Genomic DNA, 25,709 nt, shown 5'->3' with positions numbered 1-25,709 from the left:
GAAGAGTGGCCTAAATCACTGGCAAGCCCAAATTTAAAACAACAGAATGTGAAATATTCCCTAAGCTTAAGTGAAGTCAAGTTACAATATTGACCATAGATTAAGATGTTTCTTACTCCAACCAACCATAACACCGCTTAACTTCCCAACCTGATTACCAACATGTCCGCAAGCCAACAAAACTATTCCTCCAAACAGATTGCAACATTGGCCCTCAGCGCTATCGGTGTCGTATTCGGCGACATTGGCACCAGCCCTTTGTATGCGCTGAAAGAAGTCTTCCACACCGGCTTGCCCATCGACGAAAGCCATGTGCTGGGGGTTTTGTCGTTAGTGTTCTGGTCATTAACCATGGTGGTGACCATCAAATACGCCATTTTCATCATGCGCGCCGACAACAAGGGCGAAGGCGGCATTATGGCCTTGATGGCGCTGGCCTTGTTCGGTTCGCATGACAAACCCAAACGCAAACAGTTTATCGTCACTATCGGCTTGCTGGGAGCGGCTTTGTTTTACGGTGACAGCATGATTACTCCTGCCATTTCGGTACTCAGCGCCGTGGAAGGTTTGCAAGTGATTGCCCCCAAACTGGAACATTATGTGCTACCTATCACCATCGCGGCACTGAGCCTGCTGTTTATCGTGCAAGCCAAGGGTACAGGAACAATTGGCAAGATGTTTGCGCCGGTCATGTGTATTTGGTTTGGCACACTGGCTATTTTGGGCGTTAGCAATATCATCCACCAACCATCGGTGCTGATGGCGCTCAACCCCTACTACGCCCTGCATTTACTGCTGGAAATGGGTTGGACCAGTTTTTTGATTATGGGTTCGGTGGTGCTGGCAATCACCGGTGCGGAAGCTTTATATGCAGACATGGGTCATTTTGGTTTAAAGCCTATCCGCTATGCGTGGTTTGGTTTTGTCTTCCCTGCCCTGTTATGCAATTATTTTGGTCAGGGTGCGTTGTTGCTGCAAAACCCTGAAGCTATTGAAAACCCGTTTTATTTGCTGGCTCCGCATTGGGCCTTATATCCCTTATTGGTCTTATCAACCTTAGCCACGGTGATCGCTTCGCAAGCAGTGATTTCGGGTGCCTTTTCCGTTACCCGCCAGGCCATCCAGCTGGGTTATTGCCCACGGATGCCGATTTTGCACACATCGGGCGAAGAAATGGGGCAAGTCTATATTCCTGCCATCAACTGGATGTTGATGGTGTCAGTGTTTGTTTTGGTATTCAGCTTTAAATCTTCCTCCAACTTGGCCTCGGCTTACGGCATTGCCGTCACCGGCACCATGATTGTCGATACCGTATTGGCCTTTATTGTCATCCAAGCTTTGTGGCAATGGAAAACCGTCATCAGCGTGACATTTTTAACCGTATTTTTAACCATCGACATCACCTTCCTGTCCGCCAACAGCCTAAAAATCCCTTCAGGTGGCTGGTTGCCGTTAGTGGTGGGCGGCGTGCTGTTTTTGGTGATGACCACTTGGATCAAAGGCCGCGCCTTGCTAGTCGCCTATATGACCGAAAAGAAAGTTTTGTTTGAAGAACTGGAAGAACAGCTAAAAGACCACGAACTGGTCACGGTGAAAGGTACAGCGATTTATCTGACCCGACATTTGCACGGCGTGCCGCAAGTCATGCTCTACAACCTGCGCCATAACCATGTTTTGCATGACAAGATCATCGTCTTGACGATTGTGACGACGGACGCGCCTTATGTGGAAGAAGCCAAGCGTATGAAAATCCGCTCGTTTGGGCATAACCGTAAGTTTTTCCGCGTGAAACTCTACTACGGCTTCCAACAAACCCAAGACGTGCGCCGTGCCTTAAAATTGGCGGTTGAAGAAGGCTTGGGCATTAGCACAGACTTTGTCTCGTTCTTTGTGGGCAGCGAAAAAGTCAGCTTCAAACGCAACAGCCCGATGCCCAATTGGCGGCGCGCCTTGTTCAGATTCCTGATCCACAACTCCTCAAGCGCGATTGAATTCTTTAAAATTCCGGTTGAGCAAGTGGTTGAAGTCGGTATCCGGATTGAATTGTAACGGCCTTATTTCCGCCAAAATTCGGGTATAAACAAAATCACAATCGAATAAATCTGCACCCGCCCCAGCAACATGGCAAAGGTGCAGACGTTGGTTTGGAAGTCGGTCAGAATGCCGTAATTGCTGGCAGGACCTACCAAATTAAGGCCTGGACCGGCATTATTGAAGCAAGCCACCACCGCAGAAAATGCAGTGATAAAGTCCAAACCGCTCAACAACAAGGCAAACACCAAAGTAACAATACAAATAAAATACAGGAAGATAAAACCTGTCACCGAATTGACCACTTCGGTATGCACCACGTTGCCACCAATTTTAATCGACCTGACAGCATAAGGATGAATAAACTTAAACATCTCCAAACGCGCTTGTTTCATTAAAATAATTGTGCGGATCATACGGATACCGCCGCCGGTAGATCCCGACGACACCGAAAGGCTGCTTAAGAACAGCATCAAAAACGGCACAAACACAGGCCACTGGTTGAAGTCTTGAGTCATAAAACCAGAAGTCGTGGCAACCGTTACCAAATTGAAGGTGGCGTGTCGTAAACAAGTAGCAAAATCGGGGTAAGTACCATATTTCCACAACACAGTTGCTGCCACTAAGCAGCTACCCAACACTAGCGACAACATGCCGATCGCTTCCACATCCTTAATGTAAGGTTTAAATGAGTGCTTTCTAAGCGCCAAAAAATGCGTGGCGAAATTCATAGCCGCAATGAGCTGGAATACCGTTAAGACAATTTCAATCGGCAACGAATCAAAATAACCGACACTGGCATCGTGCGTGGAAAAGCCGCCCAGACTCATCGCCGCAAAGGCATGGCAAACCGCATCAAACCAAGTCATCCCAGCCAAATGCAAGGCAAAAATACACAATAAAGTAATAACAACATAAGCCAACCATAAAGCTTTTGCCGTTTGCGCGATGCGCGGCGGAAGGTCTGACTCCTTAACCGAACCTGGAGATTCAGACTTAAGCAACTGCATACCGCCAATTCCCAATACTGGCAAAATGGCAACGGCAAATACAATAATACCAATGCCACCGAACCACGTTAGCATATGCCGCCATAAATTGATCGACATAGGCAAGTGGTCAAGCCCGCTGAGAACCGTCGCCCCTGTCGTAGACAATGCCGACACCACTTCAAAATAAGCATCAACAAAACTTAGCCCCGGCAAATAAAGCAACAGCGGCAACGTACAAAACATAGAAGCAATAGACCAACACATGGTCACTAATAAAAACCCAGCCTGCCTTGATAGTTTTTTATCCGCCCGTAATGAGAACAATATCATCAACGCACCGGACAGTACGGTTATCAACGAGCCTAGATAAAAAGCGTCCGTAGCACCATCGTCAAAAACGACAGAGGTCACCAAACAACTGACCATTAAGCCACCAAAGCCCACGGTAACAACGCCGAATATGTGGATGATCGTCAGAAATACATGCATGAGGCTGTTTTAAAAAGATAACGAGAGGATGTGGGGCCAGTGTTGCTTATAACAACTTCTGTCATACCTGCATAAAAGCAGCCATTCATCAAATAGGCCGAAAGAGTTTTTCAATATAAGGAACCAGGCGTTTTTCGATGGCAAACATGACCACATGATCGCCTTCTTCAAACACCGTATCGTGGTGGACGGGTATCACTTCTTCGTTACGGATCAGTGCGCCCATGACAATACCGGCGGGCAAATTGATGCTATCGACTTGCCGCCCTACCACCGATAGGCCATCCGTGGTGTGGTGGGCAATCGCCTCGATGGCTTCGGCGCTACCGCCGCATAAGGAACTGACTTGCGCGACATCGGCGCGGCGCAAATGTTTAAGGATACTGCCCAAGGTTTCTTGGTTGGGTAACACCGACACGTCAATGCCCGTACCGGGCAGCAATTTGCTGTAAGAGATATGGTTGAGCAAACAGATGGTTTTGCGTGCTCCCAAACTCTTAGCCAATGAGGCCGAAATAATGTTAACGCCATCATTATCGGTAATCGCGCAGAACAAATCGGTGCTTTCGATGGCTTCATCCAATAACAAGGTTTCATCGGCACAGTCGCCTAATAAGACGATGGTTTTATCGAGGTCATTGGCGATTTTCTTGGCACGGCGAGGGTCTTTCTCGATAATTTTCACTTGGTAGTCATTTTCCAACGCCAAAGCCAAACGCTTACCGATATGCCCGCCACCGGCAATAATGATGCGCTTGACAGGCTTTTCCAGCTTGTTAAGTTCGATCAACACTTTTCGAACTTCATCGCGCGGGGAAACAAAAAACACCTCGTCACCGGTTTGGATAACGGCTTCACCATTGACCATCAACGATTTGCCTTGGCGGAAAATAGCAGCTACGCGGGTTTTGCCTTTTGCCAACCGCTCTTTTAAGGATTTGATTTTTTTACCGGTCAACACGCCATCTGCTACGACTTTAACCGAGAACAATCGCACTTTACCGCCGGCAAAATCGGAAATATGCATCACGCCGGGCAGTTCAACCAAATTGCGGATGGATTCCATAACGATTTGTTCGGGGCTGATAACAAAATCCACCGGTATGCCTTCGGCACCGAACAGTTTGGGGTTTTTTAGGTATTCGATAGCCCTGACACGGGCAATGGTTTTAGGACGACGGTGCAGGGCGTTAATGATAAGACAGGCCAGCATATTGGTTTCATCGCTATCCGTCACGGCGATGACGATGTCGGTATCGGCAATGCCCGCCTGTTCTAAGATATTGGGATGTGCTGCGTTGCCAGTGACGGTTGCTATATCAAAGCGTTCTTTTAACGCCTCCAACAATTCCGGTTTAAAATCAATAACAACGATATCATTTTCTTCGTTGGCTAATGCTTCCGCCACCGATGAACCGGTTACTCCGGCTCCGAGAATTAGGATTTTCAATGTCTAAGACGCCCTTGTTTATTATCAGACCTTCCGGCGAAGCCAGAAAAGCACATCTGCCCTGTTGCAGGGTTGCGACAATTATAGCTAAGTTTTTGTAATAACAACAACATGGCGACATTTTGTTGCGCAATTACATACAGTTTGTCGCCATTAAGCAGCACAACGTAAAGTAAAAGTGACCGGACCATTATTGACCAATGCCACCTGCATATCGGCACCAAATTCGCCGAACGCCACCTGTGGATGGCTTTGCAAAGCCAGCTGCTGCAAATAGGCAAACATTTCCTGCCCATATTCTGGCGATGCGGCGGGCGTAAAGCTTGGGCGGTTGCCGCTTTGGGTATCTGCCGCCAACGTAAATTGCGGCACCAACAGCAAACCGCCATTGATGTCGCGCAAACTTAAATTCATACGCCCTTCCCTATCGGCAAAAATACGATAATTTAAAATGCGCTGCAGCAAGCGTTGCGCTTCTTTTTCGGTATCGGCTTTTTCAACCGCAACTAAAGCCATAATGCCTTCTTGAATACTACCGATGACAACGTCATTCACGGTAACAGATGCGGAAGTAACCCGCTGGATGATGGTTATCATAAACAAACCTGGAAAATAGTATGATGATACGCTTATTTTAACTTCCCCTTCCCAAACCATGAAAATTCTCCTGATACTGTTGGCCTGCTTATCGCCATTAGCGTATGCCGACATATACCATTGGCAAGACACCGATGGCAGCGCACATTTTTCTGACCGCACCACCGTCGCCGACGCCAAAGTGCTGGCTATTGAACCTGGCTACAGCTTTGTACCCGTTAAAACAGTTTACGACGGCGACACTCTACAATTGCAAGACGGGCGAAAAGTGCGCTTATTGGGCATTAACACGCCAGAGATTGCCCACAGAAGGCAGGCGGCAGAAGCCGGTGGCGAAGCCGCCAAACATTGGCTGACTGAAAAGCTAAAAAACCGCAAAGTGCGGCTGGAAAGTGGTGTGGAGAAAACCGACAAATACGGACGTATTTTGGCGCATGTCTTTACCGAACAAAAAGAACATATCAACCTGCAACTGGTCGCCCAAGGCCTGGCTTCGGTGGTGATTTATCCGCCCAATCTGGCTTATGTTGACGAACTGGCAGCCGCCGAACAACAAGCCGAACGCGCCCGTTTAGGCATTTGGCAAGAACCGGACTACGCGCCGATCAAAGCGGAAAATGTCGCTGCCAGCGATCATCAAGGCTGGACGCGGGTGGTCGGAAAAATCACCGATATGCACCCCACCCGAAAATCGTTGTACCTGAATTTTTCTGACGCCTTCAGCGTACGTATTGAGCGCAAGAACTTGCCATTGTTTACCGATATTGAAACGTATCAGGGCAAAACCGTGGAAGTACGGGGTTGGCTGCAGCACAGCAAGGGCAAAGTATCGATGTTATTGCGCCACCCCAGTGCCATAAAACTGCATTAGGAACCTAAGCAAAATAGTCGCTTGCACCAAACCAATCGACATTGGCAAAAATTTCGGGGTCTGGCTCTTCAGTTGCCAATTCGTCCAACACATATTCCAAGCCATAACAAATGCCATGATTGAATGCTTGGTTGACGGAATCGGTCTGACCGGCGTGTTCGGCCTGTTGTAAGGGCGGATTGGGGAATTCTTGCATCGTATACCTTCCTGTTTCAATGATTGACAAGATCTGTCCGGCAAAGCAGTCTGAAACGCCTTGCTGGACATTACGATGCGCCTTATTAAATGAACGCTTGCTGAAAACCTTTAGCTGAGTGTCACACCCAAATACAACACGCCCAAAGCCAGGTAAATGACAAAACTTAAGCGCAATAGCCAAATATTGACTGGCGAGGGCTGCGCCCATGGCGGCAAATTTGGCAACAGCAAGCGGTAGTTGAGCCAATACAAGGCCAATGGAAAAATGATGGTGCCAATAAAACCAATCAATGCGCTCAACCGGATCAGCGTGTCGGGCGTATCCAACAACATGGTCAACGAAGTGATGACAGTAAATACGCCAAGGAAAACGTAGTACAAACGGTTGGTGGCAAAACGGCGAGTTTTGGGAAATAAAATGTGGACAATATCGGCTTGGATACGGCTGACGGCATCGACGGTTGCCAGCCAAGTGTCGGCAAGGAAAGCGGCGGCAATCATCAAAAACAAAATTTTGCCGACCGGCCCCCAAGCCAGTTCAAAAAACCGGCTTTGCACCACCGCCAATTCGTAATCTTTAGGCAATAATCCTTGCGGAAACAATAAGGCGTAGGCCAACAAACAAGCCATCAGCGTCGTGAACAAATTGCCCAGCACACCAATGGATACATCGACTTTTAAAAAGCGGTTCCAGCGCTGCCATTTCGCGGCATTATCGGGCGAATCGGCGGGCAAAAAACCGTCGCAAGAGACGCTTTCGCTATTCGCCGCCAAACCAGTGACATGCCCGCAATATGTCGCCATGCCCACGCCTTTATCGCGCAGCCAGTAGGAATAAAACAAAGCCCAAAAGCCGCCCAGACCGGCAAAGGCAATCGCAGTCAATAATTTGCTGCTATCGGCCTGATCCCAAGCTCTGGGCAAGGTTAACGGCGGAATCACCAACGCTTTACTAAAGGCCGGAATCATCGCCGCCACATCCGGTTGCCAACACGCCCAGACCAAGCCGACCACCGTGGTGACCGCCACGCCTTTCATAAAGTTTTCCACCAGCTTGTAAACCACGCCGCTGAAAATGATCGCCAGCAAAAAGACAATAATCGACAAATAGCCCCAAAACAGGGTTTGTTCGCGCGCCTCCCAACCTGCCGGGAAATGCGTCAAAGCCGCCAATGCGGTCCCTCCTGCCGACGCAAAGGCACCAAACCAAAGAAATGAGACGGTCATCAACAACCACAGAAAAATGCCTAAGCCACGGTTGAGGCGGATAAAGCCGTGGAAGACGCTTTCGCCGGTCAGCAAAGTGTAACGCCCGATCTCCAAATTGATGGGATATTGGATGAGGCAAGCAGGCAACAGCAAACACAAAAATGCCAAACCGTATTTGGCGACCATATAAGGCCACCAGATCAGCTCGCCACTGCCTTGCGCCAAGGCCATCCAGACAATGCCAGGACCTAAAGCGGCTGCCCAGCCCGGGAAAACCGGCAGCGGTTTGGAAGGTAATTGCGAATAAACGCTTTGTGCGTGGGGAAGCGGTTTTGCCATGCGCTGAATCTCTTATCGAAAAAGTTAGCGCGCATTTTAGCGCAGATAACGCTAACTTCTCGACAGTATTAGCTGTGGAACTTGCTGGGTGAGACTTTTGGGACGAAGCAGAAACCCGCTTGAGTTTCTGCTTGTTAAGATGGGCGGCAAGCCAGAGAGTTAAAACTCGTAGTTCATGCCCACACGGAAACCATCGACACTTTTGCCGGTGGCACTGAAAAGGTAGTTGGCGTTGAAAGCCAAACGGTTGATCCAATTGTGTTCGTTTGCCGATTTAAAGGCAATGCCCAGTTCATTGTATTGGTCAACAAACAGAACCGAACCAAAATACTCGGTGTCGGTAAAATTAGCCGCAACATTCAGGTCATCGCCAAACAGTGCGCCATCAAAGTTTTTGCTAAGCACCAAACCATTTTTTATCACATAGTTTTGCAAGTCAGGGTCAACCGAAAAACCTTCCACTTCATAAGGCAAGGTTGTGTAATACCCTGCCATGTTGCCTATCGACAACTTTATGGAGCTGGGATTGCTGCTATCCAAATCGAACGTGTATTTGCTGGTTACTGTACCCGAAGCAATGTGACCCACATTCGCCAAATCAAACGAGCCTCTGAAACCATAAGCCAAAGCAGGCGTTAGCACCCAACGGTCGGTGACCAGCATTTTAAAGGCCACCCCCATGCCCGCGTCATAAGATTTGGCGCCTTGGGTGTCGATATAGCTGAAAGGTGTCGTAAAGATCAGCTGCTGACGCTCATTTAGCTTGGCGTTATAACTGAATGGTGCGGTATAGGTATCGACCGTTTTACCACTTAAAGAATAGTGTCCAAAACGGAAACCACCGCCGAGCAGATTTTCTTGGGAAGTGGGCGCTTTGCCGTTGCGGCTAGGGCGGCTTGGCGTAAAGTCATCATTCATGCCTTGCAAATAGGCGTTTTCAACCATGATGCCCATAATACTGGATGGGTTACCACCGAGCGGGTCGGCAGGGTCAACGATAGCCAACTCCCTATTAATGGCGGCATTATTAGCCCTAACAACATCCTCAACCTTGTCATTTAGCTTATTGGTGATGGTGCTGGTAGGTGTTCCGACAGCTGCGGTAACTTCAACATTTTCGGTAACCCCCAAGGAAGGGATGCTAACAATCACATTATCGGTAGCCACTTTTTCAAACTGTATATCCACACCTTTAAAATCCAAAACAACAAAAGCCCCTACCGTACTGGTTGCCTCTGGAAACAATCCTTGGTATCTATCTGGATTGTTCGCAGCATCAATAGCATCCTCGAAGGTTGCAAACGACAACGTACGGGTAACGCCTCCCAGTGTAACGGTAGTGGAAAAGTTATCCGCGTGCGAAACAGGGCCAAAGCCTAGCAAGGCCATCGTAATTGCTGATAACGCTTTGTTTTTTAATTTCATATAAACATTTCCCTAAAGTATTGTAGATAAATTAATTTGCAACAAACCGTTGCCATTCTACAACACCCCAATCAAGACGTATTAAATAAACTCAAAGAAAAATGTGATCTCAATCACAGTATTGTCAAAACCCATACCAACAAAACCAAAAAAGGCCAAAGTAATCCTTATTGCAATCGCCCCAACCATTTTCTTGCCCAAACCGACAAAATTTTGTTTTTCTTACCGGCTAACGCTACTGGTAGTCAACAATTATTCAATAGCTTTACCAAGGCTTAGCCTTTATAATGAAATCCAGTAGTTAGTCCTCCGCCTTAATGCGAAACTCCTACTTAGGTTTTGCATTTTCATCAGCACTCTTCAAGAATTATCCTTCCGCATTTTTCCTTTTTGTGCCCAGTTCAATTTGCAATCAACATTCATTGATTTAGTCATGCCCTACGGGTATTTGAGGTATTTTTATGGCAACGGGTACAGTTAAATGGTTTAACGAATCCAAAGGTTTCGGTTTTATTTCTCCAAGCGATGGCAGTGCGGATGTGTTCGTACACTTTTCCGCCATCACTGGCACAGGCGGCTACCGCACTTTAGCGGAAGGCCAAGCGGTGAGCTATGATGTCGCGCCAGGCCAAAAAGGCCCACAAGCTTCGAATGTAGCGGCGGCTTAAAAAGCCCGCCATTATCTGTTAGCCCTGCAGCGTTTGTAGGGCTTCCCGCTCCGGCGTTATCGCCATTCTCCATCTGTTTATAATCTAGGATATGTCAATTGAAACGAATTTTTGTAGGCAACTTGCCTCTGGATGCTACTGAAGCATCGGTGCTGGAACTGTTTTCCCAATACGGCAAAGTCCGTACCATCGAAATAGTCTCTGATATTTTTAGCGGTAAATGCCGGGGTTTTGGCTTTATATCCATGGAAGGCCACGAAGCCCGCGCCGCCATTGCCGCACTCGACGGCAACTTTTATTGCGGCAAACCTTTAAAGGTCCGCTTCGAAGACACTAGCGCCGGTAAAGGCAAACGCCACTAAAACCGCGACGCTATTGCAACAACACTGCCGCACTCACTAAAGCCGCACTCAACAACAGCACCCACAGCGTGCGGCGGTTGTTCTCATCCATTTGCTCGCGCAATAACGCCAACTCCTTAGTATGCAGCTCCGCTTGATGGCTGGCATTGGCGGCATTATCCAAGGCTTTGTAGATCAGCCCAGGCACTTCGGGGAATTGCTCGGCAAACTCGGGGAACTGCTTGAGCAGCTTGGTAATTTTCGCTTTAGGCCCCATGCGTTCGTGGAACCATTGTTCCAAAAACGGTTTGGCGGTCTGCCACAAATCCAATTCGGGGTACAACTGCCGCCCTAAGCCTTCGATATTCAACAAGGTTTTTTGCAGCAACACCAATTGTGGCTGCACATTCATGTCAAAACGGCGCGCCGTTTGGAACAGGCGCAGCAACAATTGTCCAAAAGAAATATCTTTCAACGGCTTTTCAAAAATCGGCTCGCAGACACTGCGGATGGCTGACTCAAATTCCTCAATACGCGTGGTGCGCGGCACCCAGCCCGACTCCACATGCATTTCCGCGACCTTGCGGTAATCGCGGTTGAAAAAAGCCAAGAAATTTTCCGCCAGATAGTGTTGGTCGGATATCGACAAAGAGCCGACAATACCAAAATCGATTGCCACATAACGTGCTGGCGGATCAACAAAAATATTGCCAGGGTGCATATCGGCGTGAAAGAAATTGTCGCGGAACACTTGCGTAAAAAAGATTTCCACACCACGCTCGGCAAGCAATTTAAAATCAGCACCCGCAGCCCTTAGCTGGTCGATTTCACCCACGGGAATACCGTGGATACGCTCCATGACCATGACTTTTTGCTTCGTTAAAGGCCAATGGATTTCGGGGATGTAGATCAGCTCCGAGCCTTCAAAATTACGGCGGATTTTTGCCGCATTCGCCGCCTCCCTGACCAAATCCAGCTCATCCAAGGTGGTGCGCTCAAATTCCGCCACCACTTCCATGGGGCGCAAGCGTCTGGCATCAGCCCAGAAACGTTCCGCCAAACGCGCCAATTCGTAGATCAAACCCATATCGGAATGGATGCGGTCTTCAATATCGGGGCGCAATACCTTAACGACCACTTGCTCGCCGGTGTGCAGAACGGCACCGTGGACTTGCGCCACCGAGGCCGAAGCCATCGGTTCGGCATCAAATTGAGCAAAAGCCTCATCAATGGAAATACCCAGTTCTTTTTCGATAATGCGGCGGGCGGTATCGCTGCTGAACGGCGGTACACGGTCTTGCAATTTGACCAGTTCGTCAGAAATGTCTTCCGGCAATAAGTCACGGCGCGTCGATAAGGCCTGACCGAATTTGACATACACCGGACCCAAATCCTCCAAGGCTTGGCGTATGCGGACGGCGCGGGAATCGGGCTTTTTGTGCAGCCAATAATAAGGCGACAAATAGGCCAAAAACCGGATAGAACGGAATAGATGGGTGTTCAGGACAATTTCGTCCAGTCCGTGATTCACTAAAATCCAGTTGATACGGATCAGGCGGAGCAGTAATTTGGGGCGGATCACAAGATACCTTTCATAAGGAAAAAGCCAACGACTGCAAACCGGAGGCGGGTTTTATTGTTCTGCTGGCTTGGCATGGTAAAGGACTTCCAGCCGCTCAATACGGCTATTCAGACGGTCAAACGCCAACCGTAATTCATCGACTTGCTGAAAAAAAACGTCCGCTTCGGGTACGGCGGGCAGTTCGCGGGTTTCTTCCTGCAAAAATTCGGCGGCGTTGAGGCGGAAAGTTTCCAGCGATTCAGCACCCCAGTTTTTGCCGGCGCGGAACAGGCCACTGATTTGGCTGGCAAACTGCTCGCCAGTGTAACGCGCCAGCTTGCTTTCCAGATCTATATCCAACTTGGCGAACAATTCCTGAAATTTACGCCCCGTATGCATATCGCCTTCAATGACCACTGCACCGGAAAAAATCGACCGCATCGGTTTACCGCTGATGCCCATCAAACCCAAGGCCAACAACGAACCGGTCAAATGGGTGTCGGCAGGCGTGGGGCAAACATCCAGCAATTGGATGTCATCTGCCGATGGACACAGATAAATGGTTTCATTAAACGGCGTGATCGTCACAGCAATCACCTTGCCTGCCAACGGAGCCAAAAACTCGCCGCTGTTGGGGTCTAAATGCAAGGTCTGATTGATTGCGCTTGCCAGGGCGCTGAGCAGCAAGGGCTTGAAGGCCATACTAAATTTTATAGCCCCGATGGACAGCAACGATACCTTGCGTCATATTGAAATATTCGCAACGTTCCAAACCGGCATTTTCCATCATCTTTTTCAGCTCATCCTGTTTGGGGTGCATACGGATGGATTCCGCCAAATAGCGGTAGCTATCTTCATCCTTAGCCACCCATTTGCCGATTTTGGGCAGCAAATTGAACGAATAAAAGTCGTAGACTTTTTCGGTGACCGGGTCGATCGGGTGTGAGAATTCCAAGACAATGACGCGTCCGCCCGGCTTCAACACGCGGTGCATAGAACGTAATGCCGCATCCTTATCGGTGACATTGCGCAAGCCAAAACCAATGCACACGCAATCGAAACTGTTGTCTTCAAATGGCAGGCATTCGGCGTTGACTTGTGCATAACGGATATTGCCCGCCAAGCCTTTGTCAATCAGGCGGTCACGACCGGTACGCAGCATTTGTGCGTTGATGTCCGCCAACACCACTTGCCCGTCTTTACCGACGCATTGTTCAAACAAGGCCGTCAAATCGCCCGTGCCGCCCGCCAAATCGAGTACGCTTTCGCCTTTACGGACATTCGCCAGCTGCACAGCTATGCGCTTCCAAATGCGATGGATACCCATCGACATCAGGTCGTTCATGATGTCGTAATTGCCCGCCACCGAGTCAAATACACCGCGCACCAGTTTGACTTTATCGTCCCTGGCGACTTGCTTAAAACCAAAATGGGTTGTGTTATCTGTTGTCATCATCGCACCTAATTTTTTAAAGGGTCTTTACGTTCATAACCTGCTGCAGCAAGTTTGCGTAGGTATTCAGCCCAAAGGCAGGGGTAATCGGAACCCAATTTGTAGAGAAAATCCCATGTGTAAAGGCCGGTGTCATGACCGTCGCTAAACACTGGGCGAATGGCATAATTGCCGACCGGTTCAATGGCGAGTATGGCAACCTCTTCCTTGCCGGTTTGCAGCACTTCTTGACCCGGGCCGTGACCGACCGCATCGGCAGATTGCGTGAAGACACGCAGGTATTCACAAGGCAATTCAAACACACTGCCGTCGTCGTAGCTGATTTCAAGAATTCTTGACAGCTGGTGCAGCTTGATTTCCGTCGGTTGGCTGTTGCAGGGTTTTACAATGACTCGCATAAACAATGGCTAGGTGGTGTTGAAGTGGCGGCAAGCAGAGGGCGGCAGTTTACAACACGCCTTCTGCCAACAACTGCAAATAAATAAACTCCGGCGCTTTGACGCCCGCTTGCTTTCGGATCTCCACCAATTGTGGCGATTCAAAAAAAGCTTTAGCCGCCGCCAACGATGTCCATTTGGAAAAATGGACAATCCTATTGGCGTTATCGGCCTGTTTTAATACCTGGTAATACTGTTCACCGGCGTTTTTGCGCAGCAAGGCAGCATCATCAAATATTTGCTTCCAAACGGGGTAGTCTTCCACCTCGTGAATAATCAGCACGTGTTCCATGTTGAATGGCAAGTTATAAGATGTAACGGCTTAAATCTTCATCTTGGACAAATTCGCCCAAGTGTTCATCGACATAGGCAGCATCAATCAACACATGTTTGTCGAGCATATCCGGCGCATGGAAAGAAATTTCTTCCAGCAAACGCTCCAACATGGTGTGCAAGCGTCTGGCACCGATGTTTTCAGTTTTTTCGTTGACCTCAAAGCCCAGCTCGGCGATGCGCTGAATGCCGTCGGGCGCAAAAGCCAATGTGACACCTTCGGTCGCCAACAAAGCGGCGTATTGTTCAGTTAACGAAGCATTCGGCTCGGTCAAGATGCGGACAAAATCATCGGCTGACAAAGCACTCAGCTCAACCCGGATGGGGAAACGGCCTTGCAATTCTGGAATCAAATCCGACGGTTTGGCGACATGGAACGCACCCGAGGCAATAAACAGAATATGGTCGGTTTTGACGGCACCGTATTTGGTGCTGACAGTGCTGCCTTCCACCAAGGGTAGCAAGTCACGCTGGACACCTTCGCGCGAGACTTCACCGCCACCACCGCCCAATTCGGCACGTTTGCAAATTTTGTCGATTTCGTCCAAAAACACGATGCCGTTTTGCTCGACCGAATCCACCGCACGTTGCTTGATTTCTTCTTCATTCAGCAATTTGCCCGCTTCTTCTTCCTGCAAAACTTTTAAGGCTTTACTGATTTTCATTTTGCGGCTGCGGGTGCGCTCGGAACTCATGTTTTGGAACATGCCTTGCAGCTGGTTGGTCATTTCTTCCATGCCGGGCGGCGCCATAATTTCCACACCCATCGGCGCTACATGGACATCAATATCGATTTCTTTGTCGTCCATACTGCCTTCGCGCAATTTTTTGCGCATTTTTTGGCGGGTGGCTTCTTGGGTATCTGACAACATGCCGCCATCGGCGGTGGGTAACAGAATATCCAGAACGCGCTCTTCGGCAGCATCAAAAGCGCGGGTCTGTACTTTCTCGATTTCCGCCATACGCGTCATTTTTACGGCGGTATCGACCAAATCGCGGATGATGGATTCGACATCACGCCCGACATAACCGACTTCGGTAAATTTGGTGGCTTCAATTTTGATGAACGGGGCATTCGCCAAGCGCGCCAAACGGCGGGCAATTTCGGTTTTACCGACACCGGTGGGGCCGATCATCAGGATATTTTTAGGGGTGATTTCGTGGCGTAAATCACCTTCAACTTGCTGCCTGCGCCAACGGTTGCGTAAGGCGATGGCGACGGCACGTTTGGCATTGGCTTGTCCGACAATGTGTTTGTCCAACTCGCTGACAATTTCTTTAGGGGTCATTTGGGTCATGGCAATCCTCGCTTTATTCTGCGTCCAATTCTTCGATGCGTAAATTGTGATTGGTGTAAATGCAAATATCGGCGGCGATATTTAATGACCTTTCGACAATTTCACGGGCGCTCAGCTCGGTATTTTCCAATAAAGCACGGGCTGCCGCTTGCGCAAAAGCACCGCCTGAGCCTATCGCCATCAGGTCATGTTCCGGTTCGATGACATCACCGGTACCGGACAGAATTAATGAGGTCTTGGCATCGGCAATCACCAGCAAAGCTTCCAATTTGCGTAAGGCGCGGTCAGTTCGCCAATCTTTCGCCATTTCCACGGCGGCGCGGGTCAGGTTGCCGCGATGCTTTTCCAGCTTGCCTTCAAAATGCTCAAACAGGGTAAAAGCATCGGCGGTGGCACCGGCAAATCCGGCAATCACCTGATCGTGATACAAGCGGCGCACTTTACGGGCGTTGCCTTTCATCACGGTGTTGCCCAATGTGACTTGCCCGTCACCGCCAATCACGACTTTGCCGCCGCGTCGCACTGAAAGTATGGTTGTTCCTCTAAACACAATGTCATCCTAAATAGATCAATCGTAACGGCGGCAATTTTACATGGTATACCCCACCTGCGTGGGAAAAGTTGCCAGTCTAGGGAAAGATCGGCGAAGCCAATTTTCCGTAGCGGAGGATATTGGGATGCGCTAAGAAGAAATCAAGCAAGACTCAGGAAAAATTAGCGCCGCCTCGTCAGTCTTGGCTTTTAGGTTTTATCAGCCCCAAAGAATCCAGTAGCATTAATGCCACGCCTAAAGTAATCGCCGAATCGGCAATGTTAAACGCAGGCCAATGCCATGAACCGACATAAACATCTAAGAAGTCAATCACATAGCCATAAGCCAAGCGATCAATCAGATTGCCGATAGCACCACCTAAAACTAACGATAAAGCCGCCGCCAGCAAGGTTTCGTGCTTTTGCAAACGGGTTAGCCAAACGGCAATCATCACACTGATAACTAAAGCCAACCCGGAAAAAAACCAGCGCTGCCAACCGCCCGCTTCACTTAAAAAACTGAACGCTGCGCCGGTGTTGTGTACGTAAGTCAGATTAAAAGATGGCAATAAGGGAATGGATTGGTAAAGCGTCATCGACGCGTCTATCGCCAATTTGCTGGCCTGATCCAACACCACTGCCAGCAACGATAACCACAACCAATTTAAATTACGCATATTTTCTGTTTTCTCCTGCGCCCGCTACGTTTTCTACGCAACGTCCGCATAATTCGGGATGTTCTTCATGGCTACCGACATCGGGACGTTGGTGCCAACAACGGACGCATTTGGTGTGTTCCGATACGCGCACTTTCAGCTTAATGCCATCGATTTCCGTAGCAATGGCATCGTCGGGGCTGTTTTGTCCGTCAAGTACGGTGGCATTGGAGGTGATGAACACAAAGCGCAATTCATCGCCCAATTGGCTAAGCAACTGGCTGTAATCGTCATTGCAATACAACTCGACTTCGGCGTTCAGTGATGAACCAATATCGCCTTTGGCGCGGCTTTTTTCCAGCTCTTTGCTAACCGTGGTGCGGATGCTCATAACGGTTTGCCAGAACTCGCGGTTCAATGCGCAGCTGTCGTCCAATTGCGCCAAGCCGGTGTACCAAGTTTCTAAGAAAATGGAGTCGCCGCGCTTGCCGGGCAAGTATTGCCAGATTTCTTCAGCCGTGTAGCTGATGATCGGCGCCAGCCAGCGGGTCAACGCTTCCAAAATGTGATACATCGCCGTTTGCGCGGAACGCCGCGCTAATCCGTCGGCTTTGGCGGTGTATTGGCGGTCTTTGATGATGTCGAGGTAAAAACCACCCAAATCAATCACGCAGAAGTGATGTACTTTTTGGAAAATCGGTTGGAATTGATAGGCTTCGTAAGCGGCTTTGACTTCTTCTTGCAAGAGGTAAGCGCGGTCAACCATCCAACGGTCCAAGGCCAGCAAGTCGTCAGTGGCGACTAAGTCTTGTTCTGGATCAAAATCCGCCAAATTGGAAAGCAAGAAGCGGGCGGTGTTACGTAAACGGCGGTAGCCATCGGAAGTGCGCTCCAAAATTTCATCAGACACGCGCATTTCACCGCGATAATCCGTCGAAGCAATCCACAAGCGCAACACGTCCGCGCCTAGTTTTTTCATCACCGATTGCGGCGGGATGACATTACCTTTGGATTTGGACATTTTTTCGCCGTTTCTATCGACGGTGAAGCCGTGCGTCAACACCGCTTTGTAAGGCGCAACAGCGTGCATCGCCACCGATGTCAGTAATGACGACTGGAACCAACCACGATGTTGGTCGGAACCTTCCAAATACAAATCAGCAGGGAAATGCAGACCTTCGCGGCGCGCCAAAACCGCTGCGTGGGTGACGCCGGAATCGAACCAGACGTCTAAAGTGTCGCCGATTTTGTCGTAATTGGCGGCATCTGCGCCCAACAATTCGCTGGCATCCAATTCGAACCAGGCGTCGATACCGGACTTTTCGATACGTTGCGCAACTTGCTCGATTAAATCTAAGGTTTGCGGATGCAATTCGCCAGTTTCTTTATGCACGAACAGCGCAATCGGCACACCCCAAGTGCGTTGTCTGGACACGCACCAATCAGGGCGGCCTTCAATCATGCTTTCGATACGCGCTTGCCCCCAATCAGGAATCCATTCAACGCGTTTGACTTCTTTCAAGGCGGTTTCGCGCAGGTGGTTTTTGTTCATCGAAATGAACCACTGCGGCGTGGCGCGGAAAATGATGGGCGTGTGATGCCGCCAGCAATGCGGGTAGCTGTGCAGCAAGCTGTGGTGATGCACCAATTTGCCGTTAGCTTGCAGCACTTCAACCACATGGGCGTTGGCGTTAAAAACGTGTTCACCGGCGAACAGCGGCGTACCTGGCAAATACACGCCGTCGCTACCCACAGGGTTGTCCACTTCCAAACCGTATTTGCGGCCGACCACATAGTCTTCCTGACCGTGGCCAGGCGCGGTATGCACGGCACCCGTACCGGCATCGATAGTGACGTGGTCGCCTAAGATAATCGGCACTTGGCGGTCATAAAAAGGATGTTGCAGGCGTTGGTTTTCCAAATCTGCGCCTTTGCAGTAAGCCACAACGCGGTAGTCTTCAATGCTGTAGCGCGACATGGCATCTTTCAGCAAAGCTTCGGCGATCACCAAGCGCTCATCACCGCATTGCACCACGGCATAATCCAGTTCGGCATTCAGCGCCACGCCTTGGTTGGCGGGCAGCGTCCACGGCGTGGTCGTCCAGATGACCACGGAGACTGGGCCATGACCATCATGCTCAGGTATGTGGTGGCAGGCATTCAAGAAGCTAGCTTCATCAACCACGGTAAAACGTACGTCAATGGCGGGGGAATTTTTGTCTTCGTATTCCACTTCCGCTTCTGCCAGTGCCGAGCCGCAATCGGTACACCAATGCACCGGCTTTGCACCTTTGTCGATATGACCATTAGCGGCAATTTTGCCTAAAGCGCGGACGATGTCGGCCTCGAAAGCAAAATCCATCGTTAAATAAGGTTTCTCCCAATCGCCAAAAATACCTAAACGTACGAAAGCTTCTTTTTGGATGGCGACTTGTTTGCTGGCGTATTCGCGGCAAGCTTTACGAAAGATGGCGGGTGATACTTTCGCACCGGCTTTGCCGACTTTTTTCTCCACCTGCAATTCAATCGGCAAGCCGTGGCAATCCCAGCCGGGCACATAAGGCGCATCGAAACCGCTTAAAGTTTTGGATTTTAAAATAAAATCTTTCAATACTTTGTTGACAGCATGTCCGATATGGATTTCGCCATTCGCGTACGGAGGGCCATCGTGCAAGATAAAAGGATGGCGACCCGCACAATGGGCGCGGATTTTGTTGTACAAATCGGCTTGTTGCCATTTTTTCAGCTGTTCAGGCTCGCGTTGCGCCAAGTTGCCTTTCATGGGGAAGGCTGTGTTGGGCAGGTTTAGGGTTTTTTTATAATCCATCGTCATAAACTCTTACTTTATATATTAATTTTAATTCGGGCTGATGTTATCGAAGAGAAACCATTAACAGGCATTATCAGTATGGGTGATGTTGGTTGTGGCATGGGCAAAATAGCGCCGCGCCTCTGTCACATCTTGGGCTATTTGGGCTTGTAATTGTCCGACCGACTGGAAACGCAGTTCATCGCGGATTTTGTGGCGGAATTGCACTTCCACGTAACGACCGTAAATTTCCTTGTCAAAATCGAACAGATGCGTTTCCAGGATGACTTTAGAACTGCCATCAACGGTAGGCCGTGTGCCAACATTGGCAACGCCCTGAAAAACCAAACCGTCGATACCGGTCATGGTCACGGCAAACACGCCGTTGACCGGGGTGTTTTTTCTGAACATTTTGATATTGGCGGTCGGATAGCCTAAGGTGCGTCCGCGTTTGTCGCCATGCGCAACCCGCCCGCACACGGAATAGCAATGCCCCAACAGGCGTTCAACCTGCGCCAAATCACCGGCGCTTAAGGCGTCACGGATTAAGGTGCTGCTGACCCGCAAACCGCCCGCTTGGTAAGAACCCGTGTCTTCCACGGTAAAACCAAACTGTTTGCCCTTGTCTTTCAACATGGCAAAGTTGCCGCGCCGCGCCTTGCCAAAATGGAAATCATCGCCAATCACCAAATGTTTGACGTTGAGCTTGCCGACCAGCACTTCTTCAATAAACTGTTCAGCATCCACATTGGCGACGGCTTTGTTAAAACGCACCATCAGCAAATTATCGACCGGCAGCTGGCTCACGCCGATGACTTTCTCGCGCAGACGCATCAGCCGCGCTGGTTCATTATCTTTGAGGAAGTATTCTAAAGGTTGCGGTTCAAAAATCATGACAACCACCGGCAAGCCCATCGCCGCTCCTCGGCTGGCAAGTTTATGGATCACCGCCCGATGACCAGGATGCAGGCCATCAAAATTGCCAATGGTCAGTACACAACCGTTTGCGAACGGTTCTAATTGAGCCAATCCTCTGATTAAACGCATGAAGCACTTGCTGGAATTAAAAGGCTGCCATTCTATCATGGGCTAGGCGCATTAGTAGCTTTAAGGCATGTTTGCCGCAACCGTTTGGCAATAGGTTATTATTTTGCCATCACCCGCTTACATTAAATGCCACGATGGACAATATTTATCAGCAAATCCCCCCTCAATTGCCGGAAGAAGTGTTTGAAAGCTTGTTCAAAAACGCGCATATTGAAATCGAGCGTATCATTTCCCAAGGCCATGCGTCACCGGATGGCTTTTGGTATGACCAAGCGTGGGATGAATGGGTCTTGGTGCTAGAAGGCCAAGCGATTCTCGTCATGGGGGAAGAACCGCAAACACTGACTTTAAATGTGGGTGATTATTTGCTGATCCCCGCCCATACACGCCATCGTGTGCAATGGACTCCACCGGATTGCACCACAATTTGGCTGGCGATCCACCTGCGCCAACAAGAGGTTGGTTGACTTTTGAACGGTTTAGGTTAAACAGAAGCTGTTGTCTTGGAGGAAATCATGAAAGTGCAAAAAGCCTATTTGAACGAACCCGCCGATGATGCCGTGCAGCAGATTGTGCAAGCCATTGACCGTGATGTCGAACGCGGTGAAGACATTCTGATGCTGGGGTTTGGTACGGTCATGTTGTCATCCAGCTTTGCCATTATGCTGCCGCCGACCATTTTGCTGCCCTTAGTGGCCTTGGCTTTTGCCTTATCGGCAGGTTTTGCCCGCAAAAACTACCACGCCATGCAAGACAAACTGACCACCGCCTTAAAGCTAACCAACCGGCAGCAACGATCAACGCTATCGCCAATTGCCGAAGTCTTCAAAAAACACCCGCAACCGCCGCTGATGGATTCGCTCAATCCGCTGCTGAATTTAAGCCGTACATGGAAAAGTGTTTTAGGCGGCATTTTAATCAACCCGTTTTGGATGCCGATCTTTTACATGATGGGCATCCAAATTGGCGAAGAAAAAAACTTGGGTATCCTCAACCGAACAATTGTTGAACTGGAAATGCAACTTGCCGCCAAAGAAAACGTGGGCAAAGACCCGCTATAGGCCGTTTATCAATCGTCGCCGTCATAAACAAATTCCATAAGGCTTCCGGCATTGGGCGGCAGATTTTTAGTTGCCGAACCGCTTGCCGCCAAAGTAGCGCCTGTACTGTCGGTGGCGGCATAAAGGGTTTTACCATCGCTGGCGACACAAACATCCCTAAATCGGGCTTGGCCTTTAAACAAATATTCACTTGCCACCACCGCCTGACCGCTCGCCGACAACCCCAAGCGCAGAATAAAACCGCCTTTTAAAGACGCGATCAATAACGAATTGCCCCAACCTGGAATTTGCGGATAGTTATAAAAATCCATCCCGGAAGGCGCAATCGTCGGCCAAGTGAGGTAACTGGTCGAATCGTTGGGTGGGTTGCCAAACGGATACAAGGCCAACAAAGGCTTAGTCAGGGTAAACGCTTTGCAATTTGCCGTTTCCGATGCCACCAAACTGCCGCCCAAAGTCCTGCCGTCATAATTACCATCGCAAAAACCCGCCACCAAAGGCCAACCGTAATTGGCACCTTTCTTCAGGATATTCACTTCATCATCCGAATAAGGGCCATGCTCGGTACTAAAAAGTACCTTAGATTTGCCACTCACATTTCCCCAAACTAAACCTTGCGGGTTTCGGTGTCCTAATGTGTAGATGGGATTGTTCACACCGAACGGGTTATTGGTAGGAATCCATGAACCCGAAATCGGCTCCAAATTGAAACGCAAGACCTTGCCTTCATAAGGCGAACCGATGCTACACCCCGCTAAACATTGGGCGTTGTTAGCCCTGGCGATGTTATTGAACTGCCCTGCCCCCATATCGCCGACGCTGTAATAAAGCTTGCTGTCAAAACCAACCGCCAAACGACCGCCGTTGTGTTCATAGCTGCCGGGCAAATTTTCCATCACCACTTCCGAGTTCTGTAAAACTTTAGCATTGAAATCGTAGCTGTAGCGCTCGATGCGAAACAATCGGTCATTGCCATTTTGGCTATAAGAATAAGCAATATAAACGTACGGTTTGCCCGCCAAAAAACTGGGGTGCAACGCCAAACCGAGCAGACCGTCTTGACTGGATGTTTGCACCATTTTCCCGCCCAGTGTCAGCACAAGGGTTTTTAAACCGCTACTGGGTTCAACAAAACTGACAGTACCTGCCGTACGTTCTGTCAACCAAATATATTGGTCGGGCGCACAAACAATGTCATGCGGGGAAGACAAGCCCGTGGTCACGGTACGCATGGCAAAATCCGAATCCGCCGTGTCCGCATTCACTGAAAAACTGACTCCTAAACAAAACACTAAAAAAAATCTCATCACCCCCCCAGATTCCGATAACGCCACACCCTAAAATAGCGCGTTAATTTTATAAAATATAATTAATAAAACAAATACTTATTAGATAATAAACGTCATTTCGGTTACGTTTGACCGAGACGCTCGCGTAACAACCAAGTCACCAATGACATCCGCCTATATTTGCATGACGAAATCAGCCATATCTGCCGCGAATTGGCGGAATAACTAAAGGCATTTTTGTAATCTGCCCTGTACATCTTATAAACAAAAGCAGTTACCAGAATTATTTTGCAATATTTTCGCCCTGTGCTAGATTTAAATCGTGTTTAGATAATAATAAACACAGAGAAATTGCTCTACTTTTGGTGAGGAGGCAATGGGGCGTTTATTAAATGAATCGATAAACTAACACCCTTTGCCTATAACGGTAAAAGGCTTAACAGGCTCTTTGGCATCACTCAATTTTAAGCATTTTGCATACCAAAAATTAATGCAAACTGCCGTGTAATTTTAATTGAGCCCTTTTTGAAAATTAGCCGACAAGCATTTTTATTTAATTTTCAATATTTATTTTGGAAGCGTTTATGAAATTAGCAAATAAGTTTATCTTTTTAGTATCCTTAATGTTGATGGGCCTGAATAGTGCGCATGCCAGCCCTGTACCTGAAATTGACGCGGGCAGCGCCTTTTTGGGACTCGGCTTAATGGCGGGCTTATTGGGCTTGTTGTCTGAATACCGCCGTAAATAACCCCTTCCTTATACGGTCTGGTCATTGCTTTAACAAACAATGACCAGACACAAGGTTGAACATTTATCCCTCCTCTAGTCACACATTCATTTAGCTGGGTTATCCGATGCTACATGCTTGGCTATCCGCAAAATCAGGTTACCCAGCCTTATCCGTACAATCCCGCGCCATTCTGCTAGGCGTATTGGTAACCCTTGAAGTACTTAGCATTTCATTGGCTTTTGATGCCAAATCATTGGCGCTCTCGACAACACCGATATTAAAGTTATTAAGCCATAGTGGTGATTTTTTACGTATCGGGATCGTTTTTGTCGTCGTTTTTTTTCTGCTTAACCTGTCCCAATTAAAAACTGTATTTTTACCTTTTGGGCAATTGCACCATCAAAAAGCCGGGTTATGGTTAGCAGCACATACCGTGCTATTGGCTATTTTTGCGGCATTAAGCTTTTTGTTATTTGCCCATAACGGTAAAGCGGAACTGACAAACGCCGCTTTTCCTACTGCTTGGCTAGTATCGGGATGCGCCACTTTTACCAGCCTGCTGTTAACATTTTGGCCTTTTTCAGTTTGGTTAAGTTTTATCCGTATTGAAAAGAAAAACTTAACCGTTGCACTCATAGCGGGCAGTTTATGTTGGCTTATGGCTATGCTGGCAAGGAACACCTGGCATACACTGGCAGACTTGACCTTCACCTTTTGTCACGCACTCTTGTCATTAGGGTATGAGGGCATTACCGCAGACACCGTGACCCATTCGCTTGGCACCCGCACTTTTCATGTGGAAATTTCCCCGCAATGTTCAGGCTATGAAGGCATGGGCTTAATCAGTGTTTTTTTGTCATTGTACTTTTGGATGGCGCGTAAGCAATTGCGCTTCCCCCATGTGTTTTTGCTCTACCCGATAGGCATCACCTTCATTTGGCTGCTGAATGTCTTAAGAATCAGCTTGCTAATCGTGCTGGGAACAGAATGGTCACCGGAGGTGGCTATAGGCGGTTTTCATTCGAATGCTGGCTGGATAGCCTTTGTGATGATAAGCATAGGCATTGTCTTGTTGGCACAGAAACTGCCGTTATTTAACCGCCTTCCTTTAAACGTTCCTGCCCCCCCACAAACAAACAACCCTGCTGCCGCATTGCTGTTACCATTTGTTCTACTGATGGCGTCAATATTGGTCTTCGGTGCTTTCAGTAATAATTTTGACTGGTTATATCCCGGCAAAGTTATCATTTCTTTAGCCGTCTTAGGGTCATTCCGCAAAACCTACAAAAAAATACTGGGCCAACCTAGCTACACAGCCATCGCGATAGGCTTAGCTGTCTTTCTAATTTGGATAGCGTTAGTACCCACCAATACCCAACAAGATATTATCTTTGCCAACACATTAATGGCAGCCCCCGCCACAGGACAAATGGCATGGCTATTATTTCGGATAATGGGCGCGGCAATTACCGTCCCGATCATAGAAGAGCTAGCCTTTCGCGGTTATTTAATCAACAAACTGATTAGCCACGACTTCCAAAAAGTAACGCCCGGGCAATTTACCCCCTTATCTTTTGGTGTCTCCTCCCTCTTATTCGGCGCATTGCACGGAAACTGGTTAGCCGGCACACTGGCGGGCATGGCTTATGCGGGAGCGCTGTACAGGCGCGGGGTGCTTGCCGACGCCATCACCGCACACTTGACAACCAATGCATTGCTAGCGGCTTATGTGATGCTGACCGGGCATTGGTCGCTATGGTAAAGAATGTAGCGATGAAATACTGGTGGTTTTACCATCATTAGCCAGGCAAATATCCACAAATCGGATCTTACCTTTGTGTAACAACCACCTGTTATCGTTAAGTTACCGGTATAATTACGTCTTTTGTTACT

The 25,709-nt window shown here is 48.8% G+C and carries 26 protein-coding genes; 9 read left to right on the top strand and 17 right to left on the bottom strand.

The genetic code is table 11. The features are described from left to right. The first annotated feature begins 162 nt into the window (after positions 1-162). On the top strand, positions 163-2,049 hold the full coding sequence (locus tag ACYQ1O_RS14610; RefSeq protein ID WP_459992761.1) for a potassium transporter Kup: 1,887 nt from the start codon (positions 163-165) through the stop codon (positions 2,047-2,049). A 5-nt stretch (positions 2,050-2,054) separates the two neighbouring features. Here ACYQ1O_RS14610 and ACYQ1O_RS14605 read toward each other — a convergent pair whose 3' ends face one another. From ACYQ1O_RS14605 to dtd, 3 genes are all read right to left on the bottom strand, one after another. After that, positions 2,055-3,512 (bottom strand): TrkH family potassium uptake protein, encoded by a 1,458-nt coding sequence (locus ACYQ1O_RS14605; protein WP_459992759.1) that lies wholly within the window; start codon positions 3,510-3,512, stop codon positions 2,055-2,057. 88 nt (positions 3,513-3,600) lie between these two features. Continuing rightward, entirely contained in the window at positions 3,601-4,962 is a 1,362-nt protein-coding gene (trkA, locus tag ACYQ1O_RS14600; protein WP_459992757.1) for a Trk system potassium transporter TrkA, read from the bottom strand. Positions 4,963-5,115: 153 nt separating this feature from the next. Then, a complete protein-coding gene (gene dtd, locus ACYQ1O_RS14595; protein WP_459992755.1) occupies positions 5,116-5,559 on the bottom strand; it encodes a D-aminoacyl-tRNA deacylase in 444 nt (147 codons plus the stop codon). Positions 5,560-5,617: 58 nt separating this feature from the next. Between dtd and ACYQ1O_RS14590 the strand changes: the two genes are divergently transcribed. Beyond that, positions 5,618-6,430: a thermonuclease family protein gene (locus ACYQ1O_RS14590; protein WP_459992754.1), complete on the top strand. Its 813-nt coding sequence runs from the start codon at positions 5,618-5,620 to the stop codon at positions 6,428-6,430. Between the two features lie 4 nt (positions 6,431-6,434). On the opposite strand, the gene ACYQ1O_RS14585 is transcribed toward ACYQ1O_RS14590, so the two are convergent. The 3 genes from ACYQ1O_RS14585 to ACYQ1O_RS14575 all read right to left on the bottom strand — a co-directional run bounded on the left by ACYQ1O_RS14585 (position 6,435) and on the right by ACYQ1O_RS14575 (position 9,601). Beyond that, complete coding sequence (locus ACYQ1O_RS14585) at positions 6,435-6,626, bottom strand: hypothetical protein (RefSeq protein ID WP_459992752.1); 192 nt, start codon at positions 6,624-6,626, stop codon at positions 6,435-6,437. 110 nt (positions 6,627-6,736) lie between these two features. Continuing rightward, positions 6,737-8,176: an Nramp family divalent metal transporter gene (locus ACYQ1O_RS14580; protein ID WP_459992751.1), complete on the bottom strand. Its 1,440-nt coding sequence runs from the start codon at positions 8,174-8,176 to the stop codon at positions 6,737-6,739. 159 nt (positions 8,177-8,335) lie between these two features. After that, positions 8,336-9,601 carry a hypothetical protein gene (locus ACYQ1O_RS14575; protein ID WP_459992749.1) on the bottom strand — a complete coding sequence of 422 codons (1,266 nt, stop codon included), beginning with the start codon at positions 9,599-9,601 and terminating at the stop codon, positions 8,336-8,338. 36 nt (positions 9,602-9,637) lie between these two features. On the opposite strand from ACYQ1O_RS14575, the gene ACYQ1O_RS14570 reads away from it, so the two are divergent. The 3 genes from ACYQ1O_RS14570 to ACYQ1O_RS14560 all read left to right on the top strand — a co-directional run bounded on the left by ACYQ1O_RS14570 (position 9,638) and on the right by ACYQ1O_RS14560 (position 10,631). Then, entirely contained in the window at positions 9,638-9,880 is a 243-nt protein-coding gene (locus ACYQ1O_RS14570) for a hypothetical protein (RefSeq protein ID WP_459992747.1), read from the top strand. A 182-nt stretch (positions 9,881-10,062) separates the two neighbouring features. Next, positions 10,063-10,269 (top strand): cold-shock protein, encoded by a 207-nt coding sequence (locus ACYQ1O_RS14565; RefSeq protein WP_459992746.1) that lies wholly within the window; start codon positions 10,063-10,065, stop codon positions 10,267-10,269. 98 nt (positions 10,270-10,367) lie between these two features. Next, on the top strand, positions 10,368-10,631 hold the full coding sequence (locus tag ACYQ1O_RS14560) for an RNA recognition motif domain-containing protein (RefSeq protein WP_459992745.1): 264 nt from the start codon (positions 10,368-10,370) through the stop codon (positions 10,629-10,631). Positions 10,632-10,641: 10 nt separating this feature from the next. On the opposite strand, the gene ubiB is transcribed toward ACYQ1O_RS14560, so the two are convergent. The 10 genes from ubiB to ribF all read right to left on the bottom strand — a co-directional run bounded on the left by ubiB (position 10,642) and on the right by ribF (position 20,735). Then, positions 10,642-12,192 (bottom strand): ubiquinone biosynthesis regulatory protein kinase UbiB, encoded by a 1,551-nt coding sequence (ubiB, locus tag ACYQ1O_RS14555; RefSeq protein WP_459992744.1) that lies wholly within the window; start codon positions 12,190-12,192, stop codon positions 10,642-10,644. 51 nt (positions 12,193-12,243) lie between these two features. Then, on the bottom strand, positions 12,244-12,873 hold the full coding sequence (locus ACYQ1O_RS14550) for a ubiquinone biosynthesis accessory factor UbiJ (protein ID WP_459992743.1): 630 nt from the start codon (positions 12,871-12,873) through the stop codon (positions 12,244-12,246). A gap of 1 nt (position 12,874) precedes the next feature. Next, positions 12,875-13,624 carry a bifunctional demethylmenaquinone methyltransferase/2-methoxy-6-polyprenyl-1,4-benzoquinol methylase UbiE gene (gene ubiE, locus ACYQ1O_RS14545; protein WP_459992847.1) on the bottom strand — a complete coding sequence of 250 codons (750 nt, stop codon included), beginning with the start codon at positions 13,622-13,624 and terminating at the stop codon, positions 12,875-12,877. Positions 13,625-13,632: 8 nt separating this feature from the next. Beyond that, the gene (locus ACYQ1O_RS14540) at positions 13,633-14,022 is read right to left on the bottom strand and encodes a gamma-butyrobetaine hydroxylase family protein (RefSeq protein ID WP_459992742.1); all 390 of its coding nucleotides are present in this window, start codon (positions 14,020-14,022) and stop codon (positions 13,633-13,635) included. A gap of 49 nt (positions 14,023-14,071) precedes the next feature. Then, complete coding sequence (locus tag ACYQ1O_RS14535) at positions 14,072-14,353, bottom strand: antibiotic biosynthesis monooxygenase (RefSeq protein ID WP_459992741.1); 282 nt, start codon at positions 14,351-14,353, stop codon at positions 14,072-14,074. Positions 14,354-14,366: 13 nt separating this feature from the next. After that, complete coding sequence (gene hslU / locus ACYQ1O_RS14530; RefSeq protein ID WP_459992740.1) at positions 14,367-15,692, bottom strand: ATP-dependent protease ATPase subunit HslU; 1,326 nt, start codon at positions 15,690-15,692, stop codon at positions 14,367-14,369. A 13-nt stretch (positions 15,693-15,705) separates the two neighbouring features. Then, complete coding sequence (gene hslV / locus ACYQ1O_RS14525; protein WP_459992845.1) at positions 15,706-16,245, bottom strand: ATP-dependent protease subunit HslV; 540 nt, start codon at positions 16,243-16,245, stop codon at positions 15,706-15,708. 175 nt (positions 16,246-16,420) lie between these two features. Next, entirely contained in the window at positions 16,421-16,900 is a 480-nt protein-coding gene (lspA, locus tag ACYQ1O_RS14520; RefSeq protein WP_459992738.1) for a signal peptidase II, read from the bottom strand. Continuing rightward, entirely contained in the window at positions 16,893-19,712 is a 2,820-nt protein-coding gene (gene ileS / locus ACYQ1O_RS14515) for an isoleucine--tRNA ligase (protein ID WP_459992736.1), read from the bottom strand. The genes lspA and ileS overlap by 8 nt, the downstream gene beginning before the upstream one ends. A gap of 57 nt (positions 19,713-19,769) precedes the next feature. Then, positions 19,770-20,735, bottom strand: a complete 966-nt coding sequence (gene ribF / locus ACYQ1O_RS14510) for a bifunctional riboflavin kinase/FAD synthetase (protein WP_459992735.1) — start codon at positions 20,733-20,735, stop codon at positions 19,770-19,772. A 134-nt stretch (positions 20,736-20,869) separates the two neighbouring features. Between ribF and ACYQ1O_RS14505 the strand changes: the two genes are divergently transcribed. Next, positions 20,870-21,202 (top strand): cupin domain-containing protein, encoded by a 333-nt coding sequence (locus ACYQ1O_RS14505; protein WP_459992733.1) that lies wholly within the window; start codon positions 20,870-20,872, stop codon positions 21,200-21,202. Positions 21,203-21,250: 48 nt separating this feature from the next. Continuing rightward, on the top strand, positions 21,251-21,796 hold the full coding sequence (locus tag ACYQ1O_RS14500; protein WP_459992732.1) for a hypothetical protein: 546 nt from the start codon (positions 21,251-21,253) through the stop codon (positions 21,794-21,796). An 8-nt stretch (positions 21,797-21,804) separates the two neighbouring features. On the opposite strand, the gene ACYQ1O_RS14495 is transcribed toward ACYQ1O_RS14500, so the two are convergent. Further along, entirely contained in the window at positions 21,805-23,103 is a 1,299-nt protein-coding gene (locus ACYQ1O_RS14495; protein ID WP_459992731.1) for a PQQ-dependent sugar dehydrogenase, read from the bottom strand. 566 nt (positions 23,104-23,669) lie between these two features. Between ACYQ1O_RS14495 and ACYQ1O_RS14490 the strand changes: the two genes are divergently transcribed. Together ACYQ1O_RS14490 and xrtE are read left to right on the top strand one after the other, a co-directional pair. Beyond that, positions 23,670-23,834: a hypothetical protein gene (locus ACYQ1O_RS14490; RefSeq protein ID WP_459992729.1), complete on the top strand. Its 165-nt coding sequence runs from the start codon at positions 23,670-23,672 to the stop codon at positions 23,832-23,834. 106 nt (positions 23,835-23,940) lie between these two features. Beyond that, positions 23,941-25,578 (top strand): exosortase E/protease, VPEID-CTERM system, encoded by a 1,638-nt coding sequence (gene xrtE, locus ACYQ1O_RS14485; protein ID WP_459992727.1) that lies wholly within the window; start codon positions 23,941-23,943, stop codon positions 25,576-25,578. Positions 25,579-25,709 lie beyond the last annotated feature (131 nt).

This window comes from Methylosoma difficile (assembly GCF_054657615.1).
The sequence above is the reverse complement of the archived record's forward strand: the minus strand, read 5'-3'. Positions and strand labels throughout refer to the sequence as shown.